Raw genomic sequence first — 20,703 nt, forward strand, 5'->3', positions numbered from 1 at the left:
ACTCGCGTAATTTCCTAAAAAAGGGCATCAATTGATGCCCTTTTTATGCGTTGTTTGAAAAAGAACCTATCTCATCACTAGTTTGTTGTAAATTATTGGTGAGATAGGCTCTGATACAACGAATCGAGTCCAGTATCTTGCAGATACGAATGTCATAGAGATATGACACTGTGTCAGATGCAATCATAGTTGATTTTATGGTTAGTCTGATTTGTTTTGCTCTTGCGAGGCAAGCTGGCTATTTATTTACATCATAGTGACAGGTTAATTTATGAGTGCGAATAGCGGAGCTCAAGATAGCAAACGCGGTGGTGATATCGCTAAGTGGATCATTACCGTTTTATTGCTGGCAGTAGCAGTGGGTGGCAACTATCTTTACCGTGAATTTAACCTAGCGTTGCGAGCTTTAGCTGTTGTTGCTTTGTTCGTAGCAGCAGGTGGGATCGCGTTGTGGACAACACAAGGTAAAGCAACGTTAGCATTTGCTCGTGAAGCGCGTATTGAAATGCGTAAAGTAGTATGGCCAACACGTCAAGAAACATTGCAGACAACCCTGATTGTTGCTGCGGTGACGGCTATTGTGTCATTAGTTCTTTGGGGACTGGATGGCATTCTGGTTCGTTTTGTTTCATTTATTACTGGCCTGTGAGGTGTTCATGACTGATTCTCCAAAAAAACGCTGGTATGTCATTCAGGCATTTTCAGGCTTTGAAGGCCGTGTTGCACAGTCTCTGCGTGAACATATCAAATTAAACGAAATGGAAGACTCATTCGGCGAAGTTATGGTTCCAACCGAAGAAGTGGTTGAGATCCGTAGCGGTCAACGTCGCAAAAGTGAGCGTAAATTTTTCCCAGGGTATGTTCTTGTCCAAATGGTCATGAACGATGCAACTTGGCACTTAGTACGTAATGTACCTCGTGTTATGGGATTCATTGGCGGAACGTCAGACAGACCTGCACCAATTAGCGATAAAGAAGTTGATGCGATTATGAATCGCTTACAACAAGTTGGTGATAAACCGCGTCCTAAAACACTGTTTGAACCAGGTGAAATGGTTCGTGTTAGCGATGGTCCATTCGCTGACTTTAATGGTGTTGTTGAAGAAGTTGATTACGAAAAAAGCCGCTTAAAAGTCTCTGTATCAATCTTTGGTCGTGCAACACCAGTTGAATTAGACTTTAGTCAGGTTGAAAAAGGTTAAACCTTTTTACGCTGCTTTCTTGCAAAAGGTGGAAAAGTTATCTACAATTTTCCACCTTTCGTTTTGAGTTGTTTTGTCATAAGACAGAACAAAGTAAAATCGGGGAGCCCTAGCCGGGCGATATACCCAAATTGAGGAATTAATTAATGGCTAAGAAAGTCCAAGCCTATATCAAACTGCAAGTTTCTGCAGGTATGGCTAATCCAAGTCCACCAGTTGGTCCAGCTCTGGGTCAACAAGGTGTTAACATCATGGAATTCTGTAAAGCATTCAACGCTAAAACTGAAAGCGTAGAAAAAGGTTTACCAATTCCTGTTGTTATTACAGTTTATGCTGACCGTTCTTTCACTTTCGTTACCAAAACTCCTCCAGCAGCAGTTCTGCTGAAGAAAGCTGCGGGCGTGAAATCAGGTTCTGGCAAACCGAACAAAGAGAAAGTAGGTAAAATTACTTCTGCTCAAGTTCGTGAAATCGCAGAAACTAAAGCTGCGGACCTGACTGGTGCTGACGTTGAAGCTATGATGCGTTCAATTGCTGGTACTGCTCGTTCCATGGGCCTGGTAGTGGAGGATTAATCTGATGGCTAAACTAACCAAGCGCATGCGCAATATCCGTGAGAAAGTTGAAGTAACTAAACAGTACGAAATTGCTGAAGCTGTTGCTTTACTGAAAGAACTGGCTACTGCTAAATTCGTTGAAAGCGTTGACGTTGCTGTTAACCTTGGCATCGATGCACGTAAATCAGATCAAAACGTTCGTGGTGCAACTGTACTTCCACACGGTACTGGCCGTTCAGTTCGCGTTGCTGTATTCGCACAAGGTGCAAATGCAGAAGCTGCTAAAGAAGCAGGCGCTGAATTAGTCGGTATGGACGACTTAGCTGCTAAAGTTAAAGCTGGCGAAATGGACTTTGACGTTGTTATCGCATCTCCAGATGCAATGCGCGTTGTAGGTCAATTAGGTCAAATCCTTGGCCCACGTGGCTTAATGCCAAACCCGAAAGTGGGTACTGTAACTCCTAACGTTGCTGAAGCAGTTAAAAATGCTAAAGCTGGTCAGGTTCGTTACCGTAACGACAAAAATGGTATTATCCATACCACTATCGGTAAAGTTGATTTCAACGAAGCTCAGTTGAAAGAAAACTTAGAAGCTCTGTTGATTGCTCTGAAAAAAGCAAAACCATCAGCAGCGAAAGGCGTTTATATCAAGAAAGTAAGCCTGTCTACCACTATGGGTGCAGGTGTTGCGATTGATCAAGCTAGCTTAAGCGCGACAGTTTAATCTTAGATTAGACTAAAGTCATAAAAGACTTTACCTTGGCGTCAAATTTGTATAGAATTTGACGCCTTGAGTTTAGCTATGTTGTATTTTATTCAAGTCGACATAACTAAATTCTCTGAATTTCGGTTGGAGTCTGGCCTATCCAGACCCCGTCCAAGACCGCAGGTGTAAGTAATTACTTAATTTTCCTGCGTAGACGGTGAGAGAGCCAATAAAGAATTATATATTCTGGATTCTACTCACCGTGTTTTAGCGCTTATACCATTGTGGTAATAAGTGATGTGAGTCCCGAGTTTTTACTCGGTTAATCCAGGAGCAAGAAGCTAATGGCACTAAATCTTCAAGACAAACAAGCGATTGTTGCTGAAGTCAGCGAAGTTGCCAAAGGTGCGCTTTCTGCAGTTGTTGCGGATTCCCGTGGCGTTACTGTAGCTAAAATGACCGAACTGCGTAAAGCATGTCGTGAAGCTGGCGTTACTGTACGTGTAGTACGTAACACACTTCTGCGTCGTGCTGTTGAAGGTACTTCTTATGAAGTACTGAAAGATGCATTTGTTGGTCCAACCTTGATTGCATTTTCTGCTGAACATCCGGGCGCTGCTGCTCGTCTGTTCAAAGATTTCGCGAAAGCGAACCCAGCATTCGAGATTAAAGCGGCTGCCTTTGAAGGTGAGTTTATCCCAGGTTCGAACATCGATCGTCTGGCTACACTCCCAACTTACGATGAAGCAATCGCACGCCTGATGGCAACCATGAAAGAAGCCTCTGCAGGCAAATTGGTTCGCACTCTGGCTGCTCTGCGCGATCAGAAAGAAGCTGCTTAATAGCCAATTTCTTCGTTGCTTTATTTACGTATAAACTTTTTCTGAATTTTAGGAACACTTGTTATGTCTATTTCTAAAGACGATATCTTAAACGCAGTTGCTGAAATGTCTGTAATGGACGTTGTTGAACTGATCTCTATGATGGAAGAAAAATTCGGTGTATCTGCTGCTGCAGCTGTTGCTGTTGCTGCGGGTCCAGCAGAAGCTGCTGAAGAGAAAACTGAATTTGACGTTATCCTGAAAGCTATCGGCGGTAACAAAGTAGCAGTAATCAAAGCAGTACGTGGCGCTACCGGTCTTGGCCTGAAAGAAGCTAAAGACTTAGTAGAATCTGCACCAGCAGCTCTTAAAGAAGGCGTAAGCAAAGATGATGCTGAAGCTCTGAAGAAAGCTCTGGAAGAAGCAGGCGCTGAGGTTGAAGTTAAATAATTTAACTTCCCAGAGTGCAGCCTAACGGCTGATGGCTGGTGATTTTTTAGTCACCAGCCTTTTTGCGCTGTAAGGTAAGAGTCACTTTTTCACACTTTTTTGGTGTCTCATTACTTCAATATTTTTTGCTATTGACGACTTAATATACTGTGTTAGTCACTACGATCCACGTTCTCGAAAGCTCGGTAGTGATCTTGGCACAATGAAATGATTTAAGAGTAATAGCAATAAATATTCGGAAAATAGTTGTTTTCCTACCTACAAAAAAACAGTGTTTGCAGAATGTCGAGCCATCCTTAAAGTTAAGGACAGGCAGAGTGGGTCACTTTTCAGCGAGCTGAGGAACCCTATGGTTTACTCCTATACCGAGAAAAAACGTATTCGTAAGGATTTTGGTAAACGTCCACAAGTTCTGGATGTTCCCTATCTCCTTTCTATCCAACTTGACTCGTTCCAGAAGTTCATCGAGCAAGATCCTGATGGTCAAAACGGTCTGGAAGCAGCTTTCCGCTCCGTATTTCCTATCCAAAGCTACAGTGGTAATGCTGAATTACAATATGTCAGCTACCGCTTAGGCGAGCCTGTTTTTGATGTTAAAGAATGTCAGATCCGCGGTGTAACTTATTCTGCACCTCTGCGTGTAAAACTGCGTCTGGTCATTTATGAACGTGAAGCCCCAGAAGGCACCGTTAAAGACATCAAAGAACAAGAAGTCTATATGGGTGAAATCCCATTAATGACCGATAATGGTACCTTTGTTATCAATGGTACTGAGCGTGTTATCGTTTCCCAGTTACACCGTAGCCCTGGTGTGTTCTTTGATAGTGACAAAGGTAAAACACACTCTTCAGGTAAGGTACTGTATAACGCACGTATTATCCCTTATCGTGGCTCATGGTTAGACTTCGAATTCGACCCTAAAGATAACCTTTTTGTCCGTATTGACCGTCGCCGTAAATTACCTGCGACTATCATTTTACGCGCAATGAATTACAGCACTGAAGAAATCTTAGGATTATTCTTCGAAAAAACATTGTTTGAAATCAGCAACAACAAGCTGATGATGACATTAGTGCCTGAACGTCTGCGTGGTGAAACTGCTTCATTTGATATTGAAGCAAACGGCAAAGTGTATGTCGAAAAAGGCCGTCGTATTACCGCTCGCCATATTCGTCAATTAGAAAAAGAGCAAGTTGACCGCATTGAAGTACCTGTTGAATACATTGCAGGTAAAGTGGTTGCTCGTGACTATATTGATGAAGCGACAGGTGAACTGATTTGTGCTGCTAACATGGAAATCTCTTTAGATGTGTTAGCACGCTTAAGTCAAGCTGGTCATAAAACGATTGAAACACTGTTTACCAATGACTTAGATCATGGTGCTTATATTTCAGAAACTGTTCGCGTCGATCCTACAAACGATCGTTTAAGCGCATTAGTTGAAATCTATCGCATGATGCGTCCTGGTGAACCACCTACACGCGAAGCAGCAGAAAATTTATTTGAGAACTTATTCTTCTCTGAAGATCGTTATGATCTGTCTGCTGTTGGTCGTATGAAGTTCAACCGTTCTTTAGGCCGTGACGAAGTTGAAGGTTCTGGCATCCTAAGCCAAGAAGATATCATTGAAGTAATGAGAAAACTGATTGATATCCGTAATGGTAAAGGTGAAGTGGATGATATTGACCACTTAGGTAACCGTCGTATTCGTTCTGTTGGCGAAATGGCTGAAAACCAATTCCGTGTTGGTCTGGTGCGTGTTGAACGTGCAGTTAAAGAGCGTCTATCTTTAGGCGATCTTGATGCATTAATGCCACAAGATATGATCAACGCAAAACCGATTTCTGCTGCTGTCAAAGAATTCTTTGGTTCTAGCCAGTTATCACAGTTTATGGATCAGAATAACCCGCTATCAGAAATTACGCACAAACGTCGTATTTCTGCATTAGGCCCTGGTGGTTTGACCCGTGAACGTGCAGGCTTCGAAGTTCGAGACGTACACCCAACTCACTACGGTCGTGTGTGCCCAATCGAAACACCTGAAGGTCCAAACATCGGTCTTATCAACTCATTATCTGTTTATGCACAGACTAATGAGTACGGTTTCCTAGAAACGCCTTACCGTGTTGTTGAAAACAATGCTGTAACAGATGAAATTCACTATCTGTCTGCAATCGAAGAAGGTAACTTCATCATTGCTCAGGCTAACTCCGTATTAGACGATGACAATCACTTCGTTGAAGAATTAGTTACTTGCCGTCATAAAGGTGAGTCAAGCTTATTTAGTCGTGACCAAGTTCAGTACATGGACGTTTCAACCCAACAGGTTGTTTCTGTCGGTGCTTCACTGATCCCATTCCTTGAACACGATGACGCCAACCGTGCATTGATGGGTGCGAACATGCAACGTCAGGCTGTTCCTACACTTCGTGGTGATAAACCACTGGTAGGTACAGGTATGGAACGTGCGGTAGCGGTTGACTCCGGTGTTACTGCGGTTGCTAAACGTGGTGGTGTTGTTCAGTATGTTGATGCTTCTCGTATCGTTATCAAAGTTAACGAAGAAGAGACTTACGCTGGTGAAGCGGGCATCGATATCTACAGCTTGACTAAATACACTCGTTCTAACCAGAACACATGTATTAACCAAACTCCTTGCGTATCTTTAGGTGAACCTGTTGATCGTGGTGACGTGTTAGCCGATGGTCCTTCAACAGACCTTGGTGAGTTAGCATTAGGTCAAAACATGCGCGTGGCATTTATGCCATGGAATGGTTATAACTACGAGGACTCCATCCTTGTATCTGAACGTGTTGTTCAAGAAGATCGTTTCACTACTATCCATATTCAAGAACTTGCTTGTGTCTCTCGTGATACTAAGTTAGGGCCTGAAGAGATCACTGCTGATATCCCGAACGTCGGTGAAGCAGCGTTATCTAAACTGGATGAATCAGGTATCGTTTATATCGGTGCTGAAGTGAAAGGTGGTGACATTCTGGTTGGTAAAGTAACACCTAAAGGTGAAACTCAACTGACTCCAGAAGAGAAACTGCTGCGTGCTATCTTCGGTGAAAAAGCGTCTGATGTTAAAGATTCTTCTCTGCGTGTTCCTAATGGTGTGTCTGGTACAGTTATCGACGTACAAGTCTTCACCCGTGATGGCGTAGAAAAAGATAAACGTGCATTAGAAATCGAAGAATCACAGTTACGTGAAGTTAAAAAAGACTTAACTGAAGAACTGCGTATCTTTGAAGCTGGTCTATTCGCTCGTATCCGTGGTGTTCTGATTGCTGGCGGTATTGAAGCTGAGAAATTAGATAAATTACCTCGTGAACGTTGGTTAGAGCTGGGTATTGCGGATGAAGAGAAGCAAAACCAGTTAGAACAATTAGCAGAACAGTATGATGAACTGAAAGCTGAGTTCGCGAAGAAACTGGAAGCTAAACGTCGTAAAATCACTCAAGGTGATGATTTAGCACCAGGCGTGCTGAAAATCGTTAAGGTTTACCTGGCTGTTAAACGTCAGATCCAACCTGGTGATAAGATGGCGGGTCGTCATGGTAACAAGGGTGTTATCTCTAAGATTAACCCAATTGAAGACATGCCATATGATGAAAACGGCAATCCAGTAGACCTCGTATTGAACCCACTGGGTGTACCATCACGTATGAACATCGGTCAGATCCTTGAAACTCACTTGGGTATGGCTGCTAAAGGTATCGGTGATAAGATCAACGCGATGCTGAAACAGCAACAAGAAGTTGCTAAATTACGTGAATTTATCCAGAAAGCTTACGATCTGGGTATGGCACCTCGTCAGAAAGTTGATCTGGACACCTTCAGCGATGAAGAAGTGTTACGTCTGGCTGAAAACCTGAAAAAAGGTATGCCAACCGCAACACCAGTGTTCGATGGTGCAGAAGAAATGGAAATTAAAGAGATGCTGAAATTAGCTGATCTTCCAACTTCTGGTCAGATTACACTTTTCGATGGTCGTACAGGTGAACAATTTGAGCGTCCAGTAACTGTTGGTTACATGTACATGCTGAAACTGAACCACTTAGTTGATGACAAGATGCACGCCCGTTCTACTGGTTCGTACAGCTTGGTTACTCAGCAACCTCTTGGTGGTAAAGCACAGTTTGGTGGACAGCGTTTCGGGGAGATGGAAGTGTGGGCACTGGAAGCATACGGTGCAGCTTATACTCTTCAAGAAATGCTTACTGTTAAGTCGGATGACGTTAACGGTCGTACCAAAATGTACAAAAACATCGTTGATGGTAACCATCAGATGGAACCAGGTATGCCAGAGTCGTTCAACGTATTGTTGAAAGAGATCCGTTCACTGGGTATCAACATCGAATTGGAAGACGAATAACGGATTCCATATAGACAGACTGCTAGAAATGGCAGTCTGTCAAACAGTGACTACACTGGTTTAAAGGGGTGAATGACAGGGGTCATTTGCCTGGCAGGTCTAACTCCGACAGGAGCCATTTCGTGAAAGACTTATTAAAGTTTCTGAAAGCGCAAACCAAGACCGAAGAGTTTGATGCGATCAAAATTGCTCTGGCATCACCTGATATGATCCGTTCATGGTCATTTGGTGAAGTTAAAAAGCCAGAAACAATTAACTACCGTACGTTCAAACCAGAGCGTGACGGTCTTTTCTGTGCCCGTATTTTCGGACCAGTAAAAGATTACGAATGTTTGTGTGGTAAATACAAACGTTTAAAACACCGTGGTGTTATCTGTGAGAAGTGTGGCGTTGAAGTTACACAAACTAAAGTTCGTCGTGAACGTATGGGTCACATCGAATTAGCTTCTCCAGTTGCTCACATTTGGTTCTTGAAATCACTGCCGTCCCGTATCGGTCTGCTGCTGGATATGCCACTGCGCGATATTGAACGTGTACTGTATTTCGAATCTTATGTTGTTGTTGAAGGCGGGATGACTAGCCTTGAGCGTGGACAAATCTTAACAGAAGAGCAATATCTTGATGCATTAGAAGAATTCGGTGACGAATTCGATGCGAAGATGGGTGCAGAAGCTGTTCAGAACTTGTTACAGAGCATGGATCTGGAACAAGAGTGTGAAACGCTGCGTGAAGAGTTAAATGAAACTAACTCTGAAACTAAACGTAAGAAACTGACTAAACGTATCAAGTTACTTGAAGCATTCATGCAATCAGGCAATAAACCTGAGTGGATGATCTTAACTGTACTGCCTGTGTTACCACCAGACTTACGTCCATTGGTTCCACTTGATGGCGGTCGTTTTGCGACTTCAGACCTGAACGATTTATATCGTCGTGTGATCAACCGTAACAACCGTTTAAAACGCCTGCTTGATTTAGCAGCACCAGACATTATCGTACGTAACGAAAAACGTATGTTACAAGAGTCTGTGGATGCGTTATTAGATAACGGTCGTCGTGGTCGTGCGATTACGGGTTCTAACAAACGTCCTCTGAAATCTTTGGCTGATATGATCAAAGGTAAACAAGGTCGTTTCCGTCAAAACCTGTTAGGTAAACGTGTTGACTATTCTGGTCGTTCTGTAATCACCGTTGGTCCATACCTGCGTCTGCATCAGTGTGGTCTACCGAAGAAAATGGCTCTTGAGTTATTCAAACCATTTATTTACGGAAAACTGGAAACCCGTGGTTTAGCGACAACAATCAAAGCCGCTAAAAAAATGGTTGAGCGTGAAGAAGCGGTTGTTTGGGATATCTTAGATGAAGTTATCCGCGAACACCCAGTGATGCTGAACCGTGCACCAACACTTCACCGTTTAGGTATTCAGGCATTTGAACCAATCCTTATTGAAGGTAAAGCTATTCAGTTACACCCACTCGTTTGTGCGGCATATAACGCCGACTTCGATGGTGACCAAATGGCGGTTCACGTACCATTGACATTAGAAGCACAGTTAGAAGCTCGTGCGCTGATGATGTCAACAAACAACATTCTGTCTCCAGCAAGTGGTGATCCAATCATCGTTCCTTCACAGGACGTTGTATTAGGTCTGTACTACATGACTCGTGACTGCATCAATGCCAAAGGTGAAGGCATGGTGTTAAGTGGTCCTAAAGAAGCTGAACGCGTTTATCGCGCAGGTTTAGCCTCTTTACACGCACGCGTTAAAGTACGTATCACTGAAGAGATCAAAGATGGCGAAGGTAACATCACCACTGAAACTAGCTTAAAAGACACAACTGTCGGCCGAGCTATTTTATGGATGATCGTACCAAAAGGCCTACCTTACGCGCTGGTTAACCAACCATTAGGTAAGAAAGCAATTTCTAAAATGCTGAATACCTGTTATCGCGTATTGGGCTTGAAGCCAACAGTTATTTTTGCTGACCAAATCATGTATACCGGTTTTGCTTACGCAGCACGTTCAGGTGCTTCAGTAGGTATCGATGATATGGTTATCCCTGCGAAAAAAGCAGAGATCATTGCAGAAGCAGAAGCAGAAGTTGCAGAAATTCAGGAACAGTTCCAATCCGGTCTGGTAACAGCGGGCGAACGTTACAACAAAGTTATCGATATTTGGGCTGCGGCGAATGAGCGCGTAGCAAAAGCGATGATGGAAAACCTGTCTACTGAAACCGTTATTAACCGTAATGGTGAAGAAGAACAACAAGTATCTTTCAACAGCATCTTTATGATGGCTGACTCCGGTGCTCGTGGTTCTGCAGCTCAGATTCGTCAGTTAGCAGGTATGCGTGGTTTGATGGCTAAGCCAGATGGCTCAATCATCGAAACACCTATTACAGCAAACTTCCGTGAAGGTCTGAACGTACTCCAGTACTTCATCTCAACTCACGGTGCTCGTAAAGGTCTTGCGGATACCGCACTGAAAACAGCAAACTCCGGTTACTTGACTCGTCGTTTAGTTGACGTTGCACAAGACTTAGTCGTAACAGAAGACGACTGTGGTACAACCGAAGGTGTTATGATGACTCCGGTTATCGAAGGTGGTGATGTTAAAGAACCACTGCGTGAACGTGTATTAGGTCGTGTGGCTGCAGAAGATATTCTGAAACCAGGTACTGCCGATATTCTTGTTCCACGTAACACCCTGTTAAACGAAAAACTGTGTGACTTGTTAGAAGAAAACTCAGTTGACAGCGTGAAAGTACGTTCAGTTGTAACCTGTAACACAGACTTCGGTGTGTGTGCTAATTGTTATGGTCGTGACCTTGCTCGTGGTCATATCATTAACAAAGGTGAAGCTATCGGTGTTATCGCGGCACAGTCAATCGGTGAACCAGGCACACAGTTAACGATGCGTACGTTCCACATCGGTGGTGCGGCATCTCGTGCGGCAGCAGAATCTAGCATTCAAGTACGTAACAAAGGTACTCTGAAGCTGTTTAATGCGAAGTTCATTACTAATACTGCTGGTAAATTAGTTATCACTTCTCGTAACACAGAATTACGTTTAATTGACGAATTCGGTCGTACGAAAGAGAGCTATAAAGTACCTTACGGTGCTCAATTAGCGAAGGGTGATGGCGAAGCGGTTAACGGTGGCGAAACTGTTGCTAACTGGGATCCACATACAATGCCAGTTGTGAGTGAAGTATCTGGTATCATCCGTTTTGCAGACATGGTTGATGGTCAAACTATCACACGTCAAACAGATGAATTAACAGGTCTTTCTTCACTGGTTGTTCTGGATTCAGCAGAGCGTACAGGTAGCGGTAAAGATTTACGTCCAGCATTACGCATCACTGATGCACAAGGTAATGACGTATTAATCCCGAATACTGATATGCCAGCACAGTACTTCCTGCCAGGTAAAGCGATTGTTCAGTTAGACGATGGCATTACAATTAACGCAGGTGACACTTTAGCGCGTATTCCACAAGAATCTGGCGGTACTAAAGATATCACCGGTGGTCTGCCACGCGTTGCTGACTTGTTTGAAGCTCGTCGTCCGAAAGAGCCTGCAATCCTTGCTGAAATCAGCGGTATTGTTTCGTTCGGTAAAGAGACTAAAGGTAAACGTCGTCTAGTTATTTCTCCATTAGACGGTAGCGATGCATACGAAGAGATGATCCCTAAATGGCGTCAACTTAACGTATTCGAGGGTGAGGTTGTGGAACGCGGTGATGTTATTTCCGATGGTCCAGAATCACCACACGACATTCTGCGCTTACGTGGTGTTCATGCGGTTACTCGCTATATCACTAACGAAGTACAGGAAGTTTACCGTTTACAAGGCGTTAAGATTAACGATAAACACATCGAAGTTATCGTTCGTCAGATGCTACGTAAAGTTACCATTGAGAACGCAGGAAGCTCTGAGTTCCTCGAAGGCGAACAGGTTGAATACGCTCGCGTTAAAGTTTCAAACCGTGTTCTGGAAGATGATGGTAAAGTACCAGCAACGTATGCTCGTGACCTGTTAGGTATCACGAAAGCATCTCTGGCAACTGAATCCTTCATCTCTGCTGCATCGTTCCAAGAAACAACTCGTGTTCTGACGGAAGCTGCGGTAGCGGGTAAACGTGATGAATTACGTGGCTTGAAAGAAAACGTTATTGTTGGTCGCTTGATCCCAGCTGGTACTGGATATGCGTATCACCAAGATCGTATGAAGCGTCGTCAATCACAACTGCCGACAGATGAAACTGAAACAACAATCAGTGCTGATGAAGCATCTGCTAACTTAGCAGAATTACTGAATGCTGGTTTTGGTGGATTAAAAGACTAAAATCTAATTTAGATTAGATTGAAATGCCCTCCATTGTGAGGGCATTTTTTGTTTCTGTTCTACATAAGTAGGCGAAATGATGAGAATAATAGCTAAGATTTTGATTATTCTATGTTTTATTTTTACTGGATTTGCTTCAGCAGTGCCTTATGAAAGAGGTATTCCAACAGAAGCTCAATGGGATTTAAAAACGCCCATTACAACATTGATGCAACTTCGCCAACAAAAAACGTTATATGCGTTTGTGGGGGATAAATTGCAACCTGTTGCAGAACTTTTTCCTAACCAAGGTTTTTATGCATCAGTTACAGAGGGTGATTACCACAAAATACAATTTGGGAATGCTCAAGGTTATCTTGAAGCGGGCTATCTAGAAGATGGCTATTTTGAAGATATTGCCTCAATGAAACCAGATAAGAAAATACGTTTCTTATCAGATCGCACGAAGAAAGCAGATTATCCTATCTACGAATATTTAATTACGACAAAAAATACTCCTATCTATAGTGATAAAGATATTACTAGCCCACAAATAGCGACACTCTTACCCAATTTACGTTACCCCGTGTTATCTCGCACAATAAAAGAAGGTACTAATGGAAGTAAAATCAATTGGTTTGAAATATCTTTAGGTGATCGCTTAGGTTATATTTCATCAAGGGATGTAAAGCCTGACTTAGGGATACCAGTACTTACTTATCACCATATTCTTAAAACTACGGAAAACCATAATTTTCGTCATACATCAACAACAACATCATTAACTGCATTTACAGAGCAGATGAATTATTTAAAAGAAGCTGGATATGAAACGCTTTCGCTCAATCAAGTTGCTGGCTATTTAAATAAGAGTGTTAATTTGCCAGGCAAAGCTGTTGCATTAACATTTGATGATGGTTTGCAATCCGTTTATCGTTATGCTTATCCTCTTTTAAAAGAAAATGGTCAACGAGCAACACTATTTGTTATCTCATCACGAATAAAATCCAAAACACCTAAGTGGGCACCTAATTCATTACAATTTATGAGTTGGCAATCACTCAAATCGAGTCGTGATGTTTTTGATATTCAATCACATTCCCATTTTTTACATCGTTTAGATAATAATAAAAAACCTATTATTTTTAGCCGTCAGTCCCACACAATTATATTAGACTTACAACGCTCACAACGTGTATTGCGATTATTAAATCCACATCAATATGCCTTTGCATATCCTTTCGGTGGATATAATCAAAGGGCAATTACTGCAGTCAAAGCGTCTGGTATGACATTGGCGGTGACAACTCAACAGGGAAAAGTTCGTTTAGGTGATCCTCCTTTTGCACTAAAACGGCTCTATGCTTTGAGTACAGATCCTATTGAGAAATTTGCGAGGATGGTGGGTAATGATGAATATGAAGTCGTTAATAAAAATATCGTTGTTGATAAATAATTAAAAATAAAATTTATAATCTTAAAAAATACCTTTGATATTTATTGAAGGTATTTTTTATTCCTCTATTACCAATTCAGTTAAGATCAATAAATAACTTATATTTTTCAGATAATTATGATGATTTTTTAGTGATAAAAATTTATTTTTTTCTGTAAGCTGGCAATCCAAATTCAGTATGGAGCTAGTTATGAAAAAGCCTATATCTATATCTTCTTATGATTCTGCATTTAAACGCTTTATGATGAATGTCAGTAATGCGAAAGATTTCTTCTTTGTTCATTTACCAGAGGAATTAAAAAGTCATTGTGATTTTTCGACGTTACAATTACAAAATTCTTCTTTCATCGATATTAAATTACGTTCTCGTATGTCTGATATTTTGTATTTAGTCAAAACCAAAGAGGGTGATATTCCTATTTATTTACTGATAGAGCATCAATCTAGGCCAGATAAAATGATAGCTTGGCGCATGATGAATTATGCATTTTCCACTATGAATCAACATTTACAGCAAGGTTATAAATCGTTGCCTCTCGTTGTTCCTATTTTGTTTTATCATGGCAAGAAAAAACCTTATCCTTTTCCTGTTAATTGGATGTCATGCTTTCCACTTACTTCACTTGCTAATAAGCTTTATTCTAATAATTTCTCTTTAATTGATTTGACTTCAATTGATGATGATATTTTGCTGACACATAAAAAAGCAGCGGTAATGGAAATTGCAATGAAGTATGTTAATAGTTGTCATGATCTTAATAAGATTGCAATGCTTCTATCAAAAGCAATAAATCAGAAAAACTGCAGAGATGAGGACACGATTATTGTCGTAGAATATTTATTCTCAATTCTGGATGCATCAGACTTTGAATTTGTTATCAATAAAATAGTTGAACAGGTAGATAGCCACAGAGAGGTGATTATGAATATAGCGTGGAGATTAGAAAATAAAGGGTTTGAATTAGGTAAAAATGAGGGTATTAAATTAGGTAAAACGGAAGGTATTGAGATTGGTAAAAAAATAGTACAAATAGAATTAGCTCAAAATTTATTAAAAGAGAATTTTGATCTTTCATTGATCGAAAAAATATCAGGTTTGAGTATGCAAGAACTTGAAGAATTAGCAGTATAAGAATTAAGTTAATTATTTTATATAATATTAAATTAAAAATATCCTAAGACATTATTTATAATCTTTTATTTTTCTTTAATTATTTTAAGTTTATTACATGTTATTTTTATTGAGTTATTTAATAAAAACCGCCTTTATTATTTGTAATTAAATTAATTAAAAGCGGTTTTATATTATTCAAATTTTAATTAACGACCCAAGTAATTATCCCAATCTTTCCATACAGGTTGTAATCCTCGCTCTTTTAATACGTTAATAACATCATTTACATGGCGATTATCATTAGGTGAAAACTGTTCTAGCTCTTCATGACTATCAGAATATCCACCGGGTTGGGTTTTAGATCCTGCGCTAATATTATTAATTGCTAACGGCACTGTGTTATCGCGAAAATAAGGAGATTCTCGTGTTGAAAGTGAAAGCTCAACGTCTGGTGCCAAAATGCGAAAAGCACAGATCAATTGAACTAATTCAGCTTCACTCATTACCGATGCAGGGCTAAGCCCACCAGCGCAAGGACGTAAACGAGGAAAAGAGATAGAGTAACGGCTTTTCCAATAGCGTTTTTGTAAGAACAAGAGATGTTCTGCCACCATATAACAATCGCTACGCCACTGGCTTGAAAGGCCAATCAACGCACCTAAACCAATTTTATCAATTCCTGCTTGCCCTAATCTATCAGGTGTTTGTAGTCGCCAATGGAAATCTTGTTTTTTACCTTTTAGATGATGAAGCTGATAAGTTGGTTCATGATAGGTTTCTTGATAAACCATCACGCCATCAATACCTAGTGTTTTTAATTCTGCATACTCTTCTGTTGCAAGAGGTTGTACTTCCATCATTAATGAACTGAAATTTTCTCGAATAAGAGGGATATATTGGCGAAAATAATCCATACCCACTTTTCTTTGGTGCTCTCCAGTCACTAATAACAAGCTATCAAAACCTAATTGCCTGATGCTATTGCATTCAGCGATGATTTCATTTTCATTTAATGTTTTACGTTTAATGGCATTACTCATTGAAAAACCACAATAAGTACAGTCATTCGCACATAAATTAGAAAGATAAAGCGGCACATACAATCCCACTACATTACCAAAACGTTGTCGAGTGAGTTGTTGAGCACGTTGTGCCATAGGCTCTAAATAATGGCGACCCGCAGGCGAAATTAGCGCCATAAAATCATCAAGTGTAAGGGAATGGCGATTTAATGCGGCTTCAACATCCGCATTGGTTTTACTATTGAGTTTTAATGTAATGTCATCCCAGTCGAGTTGTTGCCAATAATCAGAAAAAGTGTCCATTAGAATGCCCCTAAGTATTGGGTTAATGGACTAGAGGCTTGCGCTTGCATATTCACAGCTGAAGCAGGTGTCGTAAGTCCTGATTGTCGAGCAAGTTCACCAGCATCAAGCGCTGCTTTAAATGCTTGCGCCATTAGAATAGGATTTTTGGCAACAGCAATTGCGGTATTAACTAATACTGCATCAGCACCTAACTCTAAAGCTTCGAGGGCATGACTTGGTGCACCAATACCAGCATCAACAACAACAGGAATTGAGGCTTGTTCAATGATAATTCGTAGGAAATCACGAGTCTGTAAGCCTTGATTTGAGCCAATAGGAGAGCCTAATGGCATTACAGCTGCACAGCCAACTTCTTCTAAACGACGACATAAAACAGGATCAGCACTGCAATAAGGTAAAACAACAAAACCTTCTTTAACGAGGATTTCAGCGGCTTTAAGTGTTTCAATAGGATCAGGTAATAAATATTTAGTGTCAGGATGAATTTCTAATTTTACCCAATGGGTGCCAAAGGCTTCTTTGGCTAAACGAGCCGCAAAAACAGCTTCTTGTGCTGTTTTTGCACCAGATGTATTAGGTAATAATTTTACCCCTAATGATTTAAGTGGTGCGATTAAGTCATCATTACCATTCTTTAAATCCACACGCTTCATTGCCATGGTTACTAATTGGCTACCCGAAGCCTTAATGGCTTCTGTCATTAGCGTTGGTGTTGCAAATTTTCCTGTGCCTGTAAAAAGTCTAGATGTGAATGTTGTATCAGCAATTTTTAACATATCAGCCCCCTGCAATTGCTTGGAAGAGAAGAATAGTATCGCCATCATTAATAAAATGTGTTTCCCAATTTTCACGGGGCACAATGGTTTCATTGACAGCAAGCGCCACACCGATGTGTGGCTGTTCTAACTGAATAAGGAGCTGACAGATAGTGACAGGCATATCCAGAGAATATTGTTCGTCATTTACGGTAATGTTCATGCTACCCCTCGACAAACAGGACATGTTTTTGATGGTGTTAAATGCAAAGTACTCCAATTTTGTTTTCTACCATCAAAAAGGCGAAGTTTCCCACTTAGAGAACAAGGTAAGCCTGAGAGTAATTTGATTGCTTCAAGGGCTTGAAGTGTGCCAATAACCCCAACAACAGGCCCTAATATACCTGCTGTTTTGCAGTTTCTTTGTGGCTCAGTTTCATCAGGATAAAGACAGTGATAGCAACCGTGAGTAAAAGGAGGTTCAAATACCATAAGCTGACCACTAAAGCCCACGGCACTGCCACTAATAAGCGGCGTTTGCTGTGCGACACAAGCACGGTTAATCGCTTGACGAGTGAGCATGTTATCGGTGCAATCTAAAACTAAATCGACCTCTTTAACTAATTTAGATAATGAATCATCATTAATACGTTGTTTATAAGAGGTAATTTTTATATCCGGATTTAGTGCAAGTAGAGACTGCTTTGCGATCTCTGATTTGGCATCGGGAATATCTTGAGTGCGATAAAGAATTTGACGCTGTAGATTAGAAACATGTAACTCATCATCATCCACTAAAATAAGCTCACCAATACCTGCACCAGCAAGATAAAGTGATGCGGGAGAGCCTAATCCACCAAGCCCAATAATCAATACCTTTGCTTGTTGAAGCTTGTTTTGACCTTCTAAGCCAATATCTTCTAACATCACTTGTCGGCTATAACGCATAAAATCATTATCATTTAGCATGATGGTTTTCCTTCCACTAATTCTAATAATTTACGAGTCACTTGTTGCCAATCTGGTGCTTTTGTTATTGCACTGACTAAGGCAACGCTCCCCACCCCAGTTGCAACAACATCAGGTACTCTTTCTAGTGAGATCCCACCAATAGCAACAGTTGGAAAATCAGGTGTCTGTTCTACTTGATGTTTGAGTGCCTTCAATCCTTGAGGTTTAGATGGCATATCTTTGGTCGTTGTTGGGAATATATGCCCTAATGCGATGTAAGATGGACGTAATGTTTTCGCTCTTTGTAATTCAACTTCGTCATGAGTGGAAATACCAAGGCGTAATCCTGATTGTTTAATGGCATTAAGATCAGCAATATCGAGATCTTCTTGGCCAAGATGAACACCATAAGCGTGATGTTTAATGGCGAGTTGCCAGTAATCGTTGATAAACAGTCTTGCGTGATACTGTTTGCCCAGTTTTATCGCTTCGATGATCTCTTGTTCAACGTCGTCTGGCTGTTTATCTTTTATGCGTAATTGCAGGGTGGTAACGCCTATTTTTAATAGGCGTTCGATCCATTCAATAGAATCAACAACAGGATAAAGCCCAAGCTTTTTTTCTGTTAATGCAAAAGGTGTATTAGAGGATCTGTTCATTTTCAGTCACCTCAACACTGGCGATTTCTGCACTGTGGTATAACTCACTTCCATGCTCTTTAAAGGCTTGAGACATTTGCTCCATACCTGCCGCATAATCGCGTACTTCTTGTGTTATCTTCATTGAGCAGAATTTAGGACCACACATCGAACAGAAATGAGCGACTTTTCCTGAAGCCTGAGGTAGCGTTTCATCGTGATATTGACGTGCAGTTTCAGGATCAAGAGCCAAGTTAAATTGGTCTTCCCATCTAAATTCAAAGCGCGCTTTCGACATTGCATTATCACGAATTTGAGCGCCGGGGTGTCCTTTTGCTAAATCGGCTGCATGAGCGGCGATTTTATAAGTGATAAGACCTTGTTTCACATCTTCTTTATTAGGTAAACCAAGGTGTTCTTTTGGCGTAACATAACAGAGCATTGCGCAACCAAACCAGCCAATCATTGCTGCACCAATACCTGATGTGAAGTGATCGTAACCCGGCGCAATATCTGTAGTGAGAGGGCCTAATGTATAAAATGGTGCTTCATGACAATGTTCCAATTCCTCTGTCATATTGCGGCGGATCATCTGCATTGGAACGTGGCCAGGGCCTTCTATCATGACTTGAACGTCATACTCCCATGCAATTTTTGTCAGTTCACCTAGAGTATGTAATTCAGAAAATTGTGCTTCATCATTGGCATCTTGAATCGAACCCGGTCTTAATCCATCTCCCAGTGAGAGGGAAACGTCATAAGCGGTACAAATTTCACAGATTTCACGGAAATGTTCGTAGAGGAAATTCTCTTTATGATGTGATAAACACCATTTTGCCATTATCGAACCGCCACGAGACACTATGCCCGTTAGGCGTTTTGCTGTCATTGGCACATAACGTAACAATACACCTGCATGAATAGTAAAATAATCAACCCCTTGCTCTGCTTGTTCAAGCAAGGTATCTCGGAACATTTCCCAAGTGAGATCTTCAGCAATACCGTTAACTTTCTCGAGTGCTTGATAAATTGGAACTGTACCAATAGGAACAGGGCTATTACGAATGATCCACTCACGTGTTTCATGAATATAACGGCCTGTTGAGAGATCCATTACGGTATCCGCTCCCCAGCGTGTAGACCAAATTAGCTTTTCAACTTCTTCTTCAATTGAGGAGGTGACCGAAGAGTTCCCGATATTGGCATTCACTTTCACTAAGAAATTACGACCAATAATCATTGGCTCTGATTCTGGGTGATTGATATTGGCAGGAATGATTGCTCGACCAGCTGCAACTTCTTGGCGTACAAACTCAGGGGTAATATTGTCAGGGAGATGAGCACCAAAGCTAAACCCTGCGTGCTGTTGGCGTAAAACTTCGCTACGAATTCTCTCTCGCCCCATATTTTCACGAATAGCAATAAACTCCATTTCAGGCGTAATAATGCCTTGGCGAGCATAATGCAATTGGGTCACACTTTTGCCATTTAGCGCTTTTTTAGGGCTTGGTTTTAAGGGAAAACGCAGATGCTCTAATCCGGCATCAGAAAGGCGCTGCTGGGTGAAATCCGAACTTAAAAGTGAAAGCGTTTCAGTATCATTGCGCTCATCAATCCAAGGTTGGCGTATTTTTTTTAAGCCAAGGTTAACGTCAAGTTGAGAATCAGGATCACCATAAGGGCCTGATGTGTCATACACTGGTACAGGTTCATTATCTTCAAAAACAGGGGAATCTTTTGATCCTCCTACTAGCGTTTTATCAAGCTGGATCTCACGCATGGGTACTTGAATGTCAGTACGTGAGCCTTCGAGATAAATGCGTTTTGAATTGGGGAAGCTTACGCCTTGAATGGTGCTGATAAACTCTTGAGCAGCATCACGTTGCTCTTTTCGTGGACGCTGTTTGTTGATCGTTGGTGAAATATCTTTAACGGATATAGTTTGATTTTGGGACATAGCATTTCCTAATAAATATCATGCAGGCTATTAGCCTGTCGGGTGAATATTGAGAAAAATGC

At 41.2% G+C, this 20,703-nt stretch carries 16 protein-coding genes; 10 read left to right on the forward strand and 6 right to left on the reverse strand.

What is annotated here, in order from left to right; genetic code table 11:
- Positions 1-271: 271 nt before the first annotated feature.
- The 10 genes from secE (at position 272) to ACNART_RS17240 (ending at position 15,030) form a co-directional block, all read left to right on the forward strand.
- A complete protein-coding gene (gene secE / locus ACNART_RS17195) occupies positions 272-649 on the forward strand; it encodes a preprotein translocase subunit SecE (RefSeq protein ID WP_023583091.1) in 378 nt (125 codons plus the stop codon).
- Between the two features lie 7 nt (positions 650-656).
- Positions 657-1,202 (forward strand): transcription termination/antitermination protein NusG, encoded by a 546-nt coding sequence (nusG, locus tag ACNART_RS17200; RefSeq protein WP_004246900.1) that lies wholly within the window; start codon positions 657-659, stop codon positions 1,200-1,202.
- Between the two features lie 146 nt (positions 1,203-1,348).
- Positions 1,349-1,777, forward strand: coding sequence for a 50S ribosomal protein L11 (rplK, locus tag ACNART_RS17205; RefSeq protein ID WP_006534703.1), 429 nt, complete (start codon positions 1,349-1,351; stop codon positions 1,775-1,777).
- Between the two features lie 4 nt (positions 1,778-1,781).
- A complete protein-coding gene (gene rplA / locus ACNART_RS17210) occupies positions 1,782-2,483 on the forward strand; it encodes a 50S ribosomal protein L1 (protein ID WP_198626632.1) in 702 nt (233 codons plus the stop codon).
- 326 nt (positions 2,484-2,809) lie between these two features.
- Positions 2,810-3,307: a 50S ribosomal protein L10 gene (gene rplJ / locus ACNART_RS17215; protein WP_006534706.1), complete on the forward strand. Its 498-nt coding sequence runs from the start codon at positions 2,810-2,812 to the stop codon at positions 3,305-3,307.
- Positions 3,308-3,370: 63 nt separating this feature from the next.
- Positions 3,371-3,736 (forward strand): 50S ribosomal protein L7/L12, encoded by a 366-nt coding sequence (rplL, locus tag ACNART_RS17220; protein ID WP_023583093.1) that lies wholly within the window; start codon positions 3,371-3,373, stop codon positions 3,734-3,736.
- A 349-nt stretch (positions 3,737-4,085) separates the two neighbouring features.
- On the forward strand, positions 4,086-8,114 hold the full coding sequence (rpoB, locus tag ACNART_RS17225) for a DNA-directed RNA polymerase subunit beta (RefSeq protein WP_109374341.1): 4,029 nt from the start codon (positions 4,086-4,088) through the stop codon (positions 8,112-8,114).
- Between the two features lie 122 nt (positions 8,115-8,236).
- On the forward strand, positions 8,237-12,463 hold the full coding sequence (rpoC, locus tag ACNART_RS17230; protein ID WP_109374342.1) for a DNA-directed RNA polymerase subunit beta': 4,227 nt from the start codon (positions 8,237-8,239) through the stop codon (positions 12,461-12,463).
- Between the two features lie 79 nt (positions 12,464-12,542).
- A complete protein-coding gene (locus ACNART_RS17235) occupies positions 12,543-13,898 on the forward strand; it encodes a polysaccharide deacetylase family protein (protein ID WP_198632750.1) in 1,356 nt (451 codons plus the stop codon).
- Between the two features lie 190 nt (positions 13,899-14,088).
- A complete protein-coding gene (locus ACNART_RS17240; RefSeq protein ID WP_198632749.1) occupies positions 14,089-15,030 on the forward strand; it encodes an Rpn family recombination-promoting nuclease/putative transposase in 942 nt (313 codons plus the stop codon).
- A 188-nt stretch (positions 15,031-15,218) separates the two neighbouring features.
- On the opposite strand, the gene thiH is transcribed toward ACNART_RS17240, so the two are convergent.
- Genes thiH through thiC form a run of 6 tightly spaced genes read right to left on the reverse strand, consistent with a single transcriptional unit; the run spans position 15,219 to position 20,641 of the window.
- Complete coding sequence (thiH, locus tag ACNART_RS17245; protein WP_198621052.1) at positions 15,219-16,337, reverse strand: 2-iminoacetate synthase ThiH; 1,119 nt, start codon at positions 16,335-16,337, stop codon at positions 15,219-15,221.
- Positions 16,337-17,116 (reverse strand): thiazole synthase, encoded by a 780-nt coding sequence (locus ACNART_RS17250; RefSeq protein WP_198621053.1) that lies wholly within the window; start codon positions 17,114-17,116, stop codon positions 16,337-16,339. Before ACNART_RS17250 ends, thiH begins: the two co-directional genes overlap by 1 nt.
- A 1-nt stretch (position 17,117) precedes the next feature.
- On the reverse strand, positions 17,118-17,318 hold the full coding sequence (gene thiS / locus ACNART_RS17255) for a sulfur carrier protein ThiS (RefSeq protein WP_109374347.1): 201 nt from the start codon (positions 17,316-17,318) through the stop codon (positions 17,118-17,120).
- Positions 17,315-18,064, reverse strand: coding sequence for a HesA/MoeB/ThiF family protein (locus tag ACNART_RS17260; RefSeq protein ID WP_198621054.1), 750 nt, complete (start codon positions 18,062-18,064; stop codon positions 17,315-17,317). The genes thiS and ACNART_RS17260 overlap by 4 nt, the downstream gene beginning before the upstream one ends.
- On the reverse strand, positions 18,058-18,705 hold the full coding sequence (thiE, locus tag ACNART_RS17265) for a thiamine phosphate synthase (protein WP_368927981.1): 648 nt from the start codon (positions 18,703-18,705) through the stop codon (positions 18,058-18,060). Before thiE ends, ACNART_RS17260 begins: the two co-directional genes overlap by 7 nt.
- Positions 18,689-20,641 carry a phosphomethylpyrimidine synthase ThiC gene (gene thiC, locus ACNART_RS17270; RefSeq protein WP_196534400.1) on the reverse strand — a complete coding sequence of 651 codons (1,953 nt, stop codon included), beginning with the start codon at positions 20,639-20,641 and terminating at the stop codon, positions 18,689-18,691. Before thiC ends, thiE begins: the two co-directional genes overlap by 17 nt.
- Positions 20,642-20,703 lie beyond the last annotated feature (62 nt).

The sequence above is a fragment of the Proteus sp. LHD240705 genome, from assembly GCF_047921555.1.
GTDB lineage: Bacteria > Pseudomonadota > Gammaproteobacteria > Enterobacterales > Enterobacteriaceae > Proteus.

What these genes read in the sequence shown, in the direction of transcription:
- secE (WP_023583091.1), top strand. Translation starts at nt 272, where the DNA reads ATGAGTGCGAATAGCGGAGCTCAAGATAGCAAACGCGGTGGTGATATC.
- nusG (WP_004246900.1), top strand. Translation starts at nt 657, where the DNA reads ATGACTGATTCTCCAAAAAAACGCTGGTATGTCATTCAGGCATTTTCA.
- rplK (WP_006534703.1), top strand. Translation starts at nt 1,349, where the DNA reads ATGGCTAAGAAAGTCCAAGCCTATATCAAACTGCAAGTTTCTGCAGGT.
- rplA (WP_198626632.1), top strand. Translation starts at nt 1,782, where the DNA reads ATGGCTAAACTAACCAAGCGCATGCGCAATATCCGTGAGAAAGTTGAA.
- rplJ (WP_006534706.1), top strand. Translation starts at nt 2,810, where the DNA reads ATGGCACTAAATCTTCAAGACAAACAAGCGATTGTTGCTGAAGTCAGC.
- rplL (WP_023583093.1), top strand. Translation starts at nt 3,371, where the DNA reads ATGTCTATTTCTAAAGACGATATCTTAAACGCAGTTGCTGAAATGTCT.
- rpoB (WP_109374341.1), top strand. Translation starts at nt 4,086, where the DNA reads ATGGTTTACTCCTATACCGAGAAAAAACGTATTCGTAAGGATTTTGGT.
- ACNART_RS17235 (WP_198632750.1), top strand. Translation starts at nt 12,543, where the DNA reads ATGAGAATAATAGCTAAGATTTTGATTATTCTATGTTTTATTTTTACT.
- ACNART_RS17240 (WP_198632749.1), top strand. Translation starts at nt 14,089, where the DNA reads ATGAAAAAGCCTATATCTATATCTTCTTATGATTCTGCATTTAAACGC.
- thiH (WP_198621052.1), bottom strand. Translation starts at nt 16,337, where the DNA reads ATGGACACTTTTTCTGATTATTGGCAACAACTCGACTGGGATGACATT.
- ACNART_RS17250 (WP_198621053.1), bottom strand. Translation starts at nt 17,116, where the DNA reads ATGTTAAAAATTGCTGATACAACATTCACATCTAGACTTTTTACAGGC.
- thiS (WP_109374347.1), bottom strand. Translation starts at nt 17,318, where the DNA reads ATGAACATTACCGTAAATGACGAACAATATTCTCTGGATATGCCTGTC.
- ACNART_RS17260 (WP_198621054.1), bottom strand. Translation starts at nt 18,064, where the DNA reads ATGCTAAATGATAATGATTTTATGCGTTATAGCCGACAAGTGATGTTA.
- thiE (WP_368927981.1), bottom strand. Translation starts at nt 18,705, where the DNA reads ATGAACAGATCCTCTAATACACCTTTTGCATTAACAGAAAAAAAGCTT.
- thiC (WP_196534400.1), bottom strand. Translation starts at nt 20,641, where the DNA reads ATGTCCCAAAATCAAACTATATCCGTTAAAGATATTTCACCAACGATC.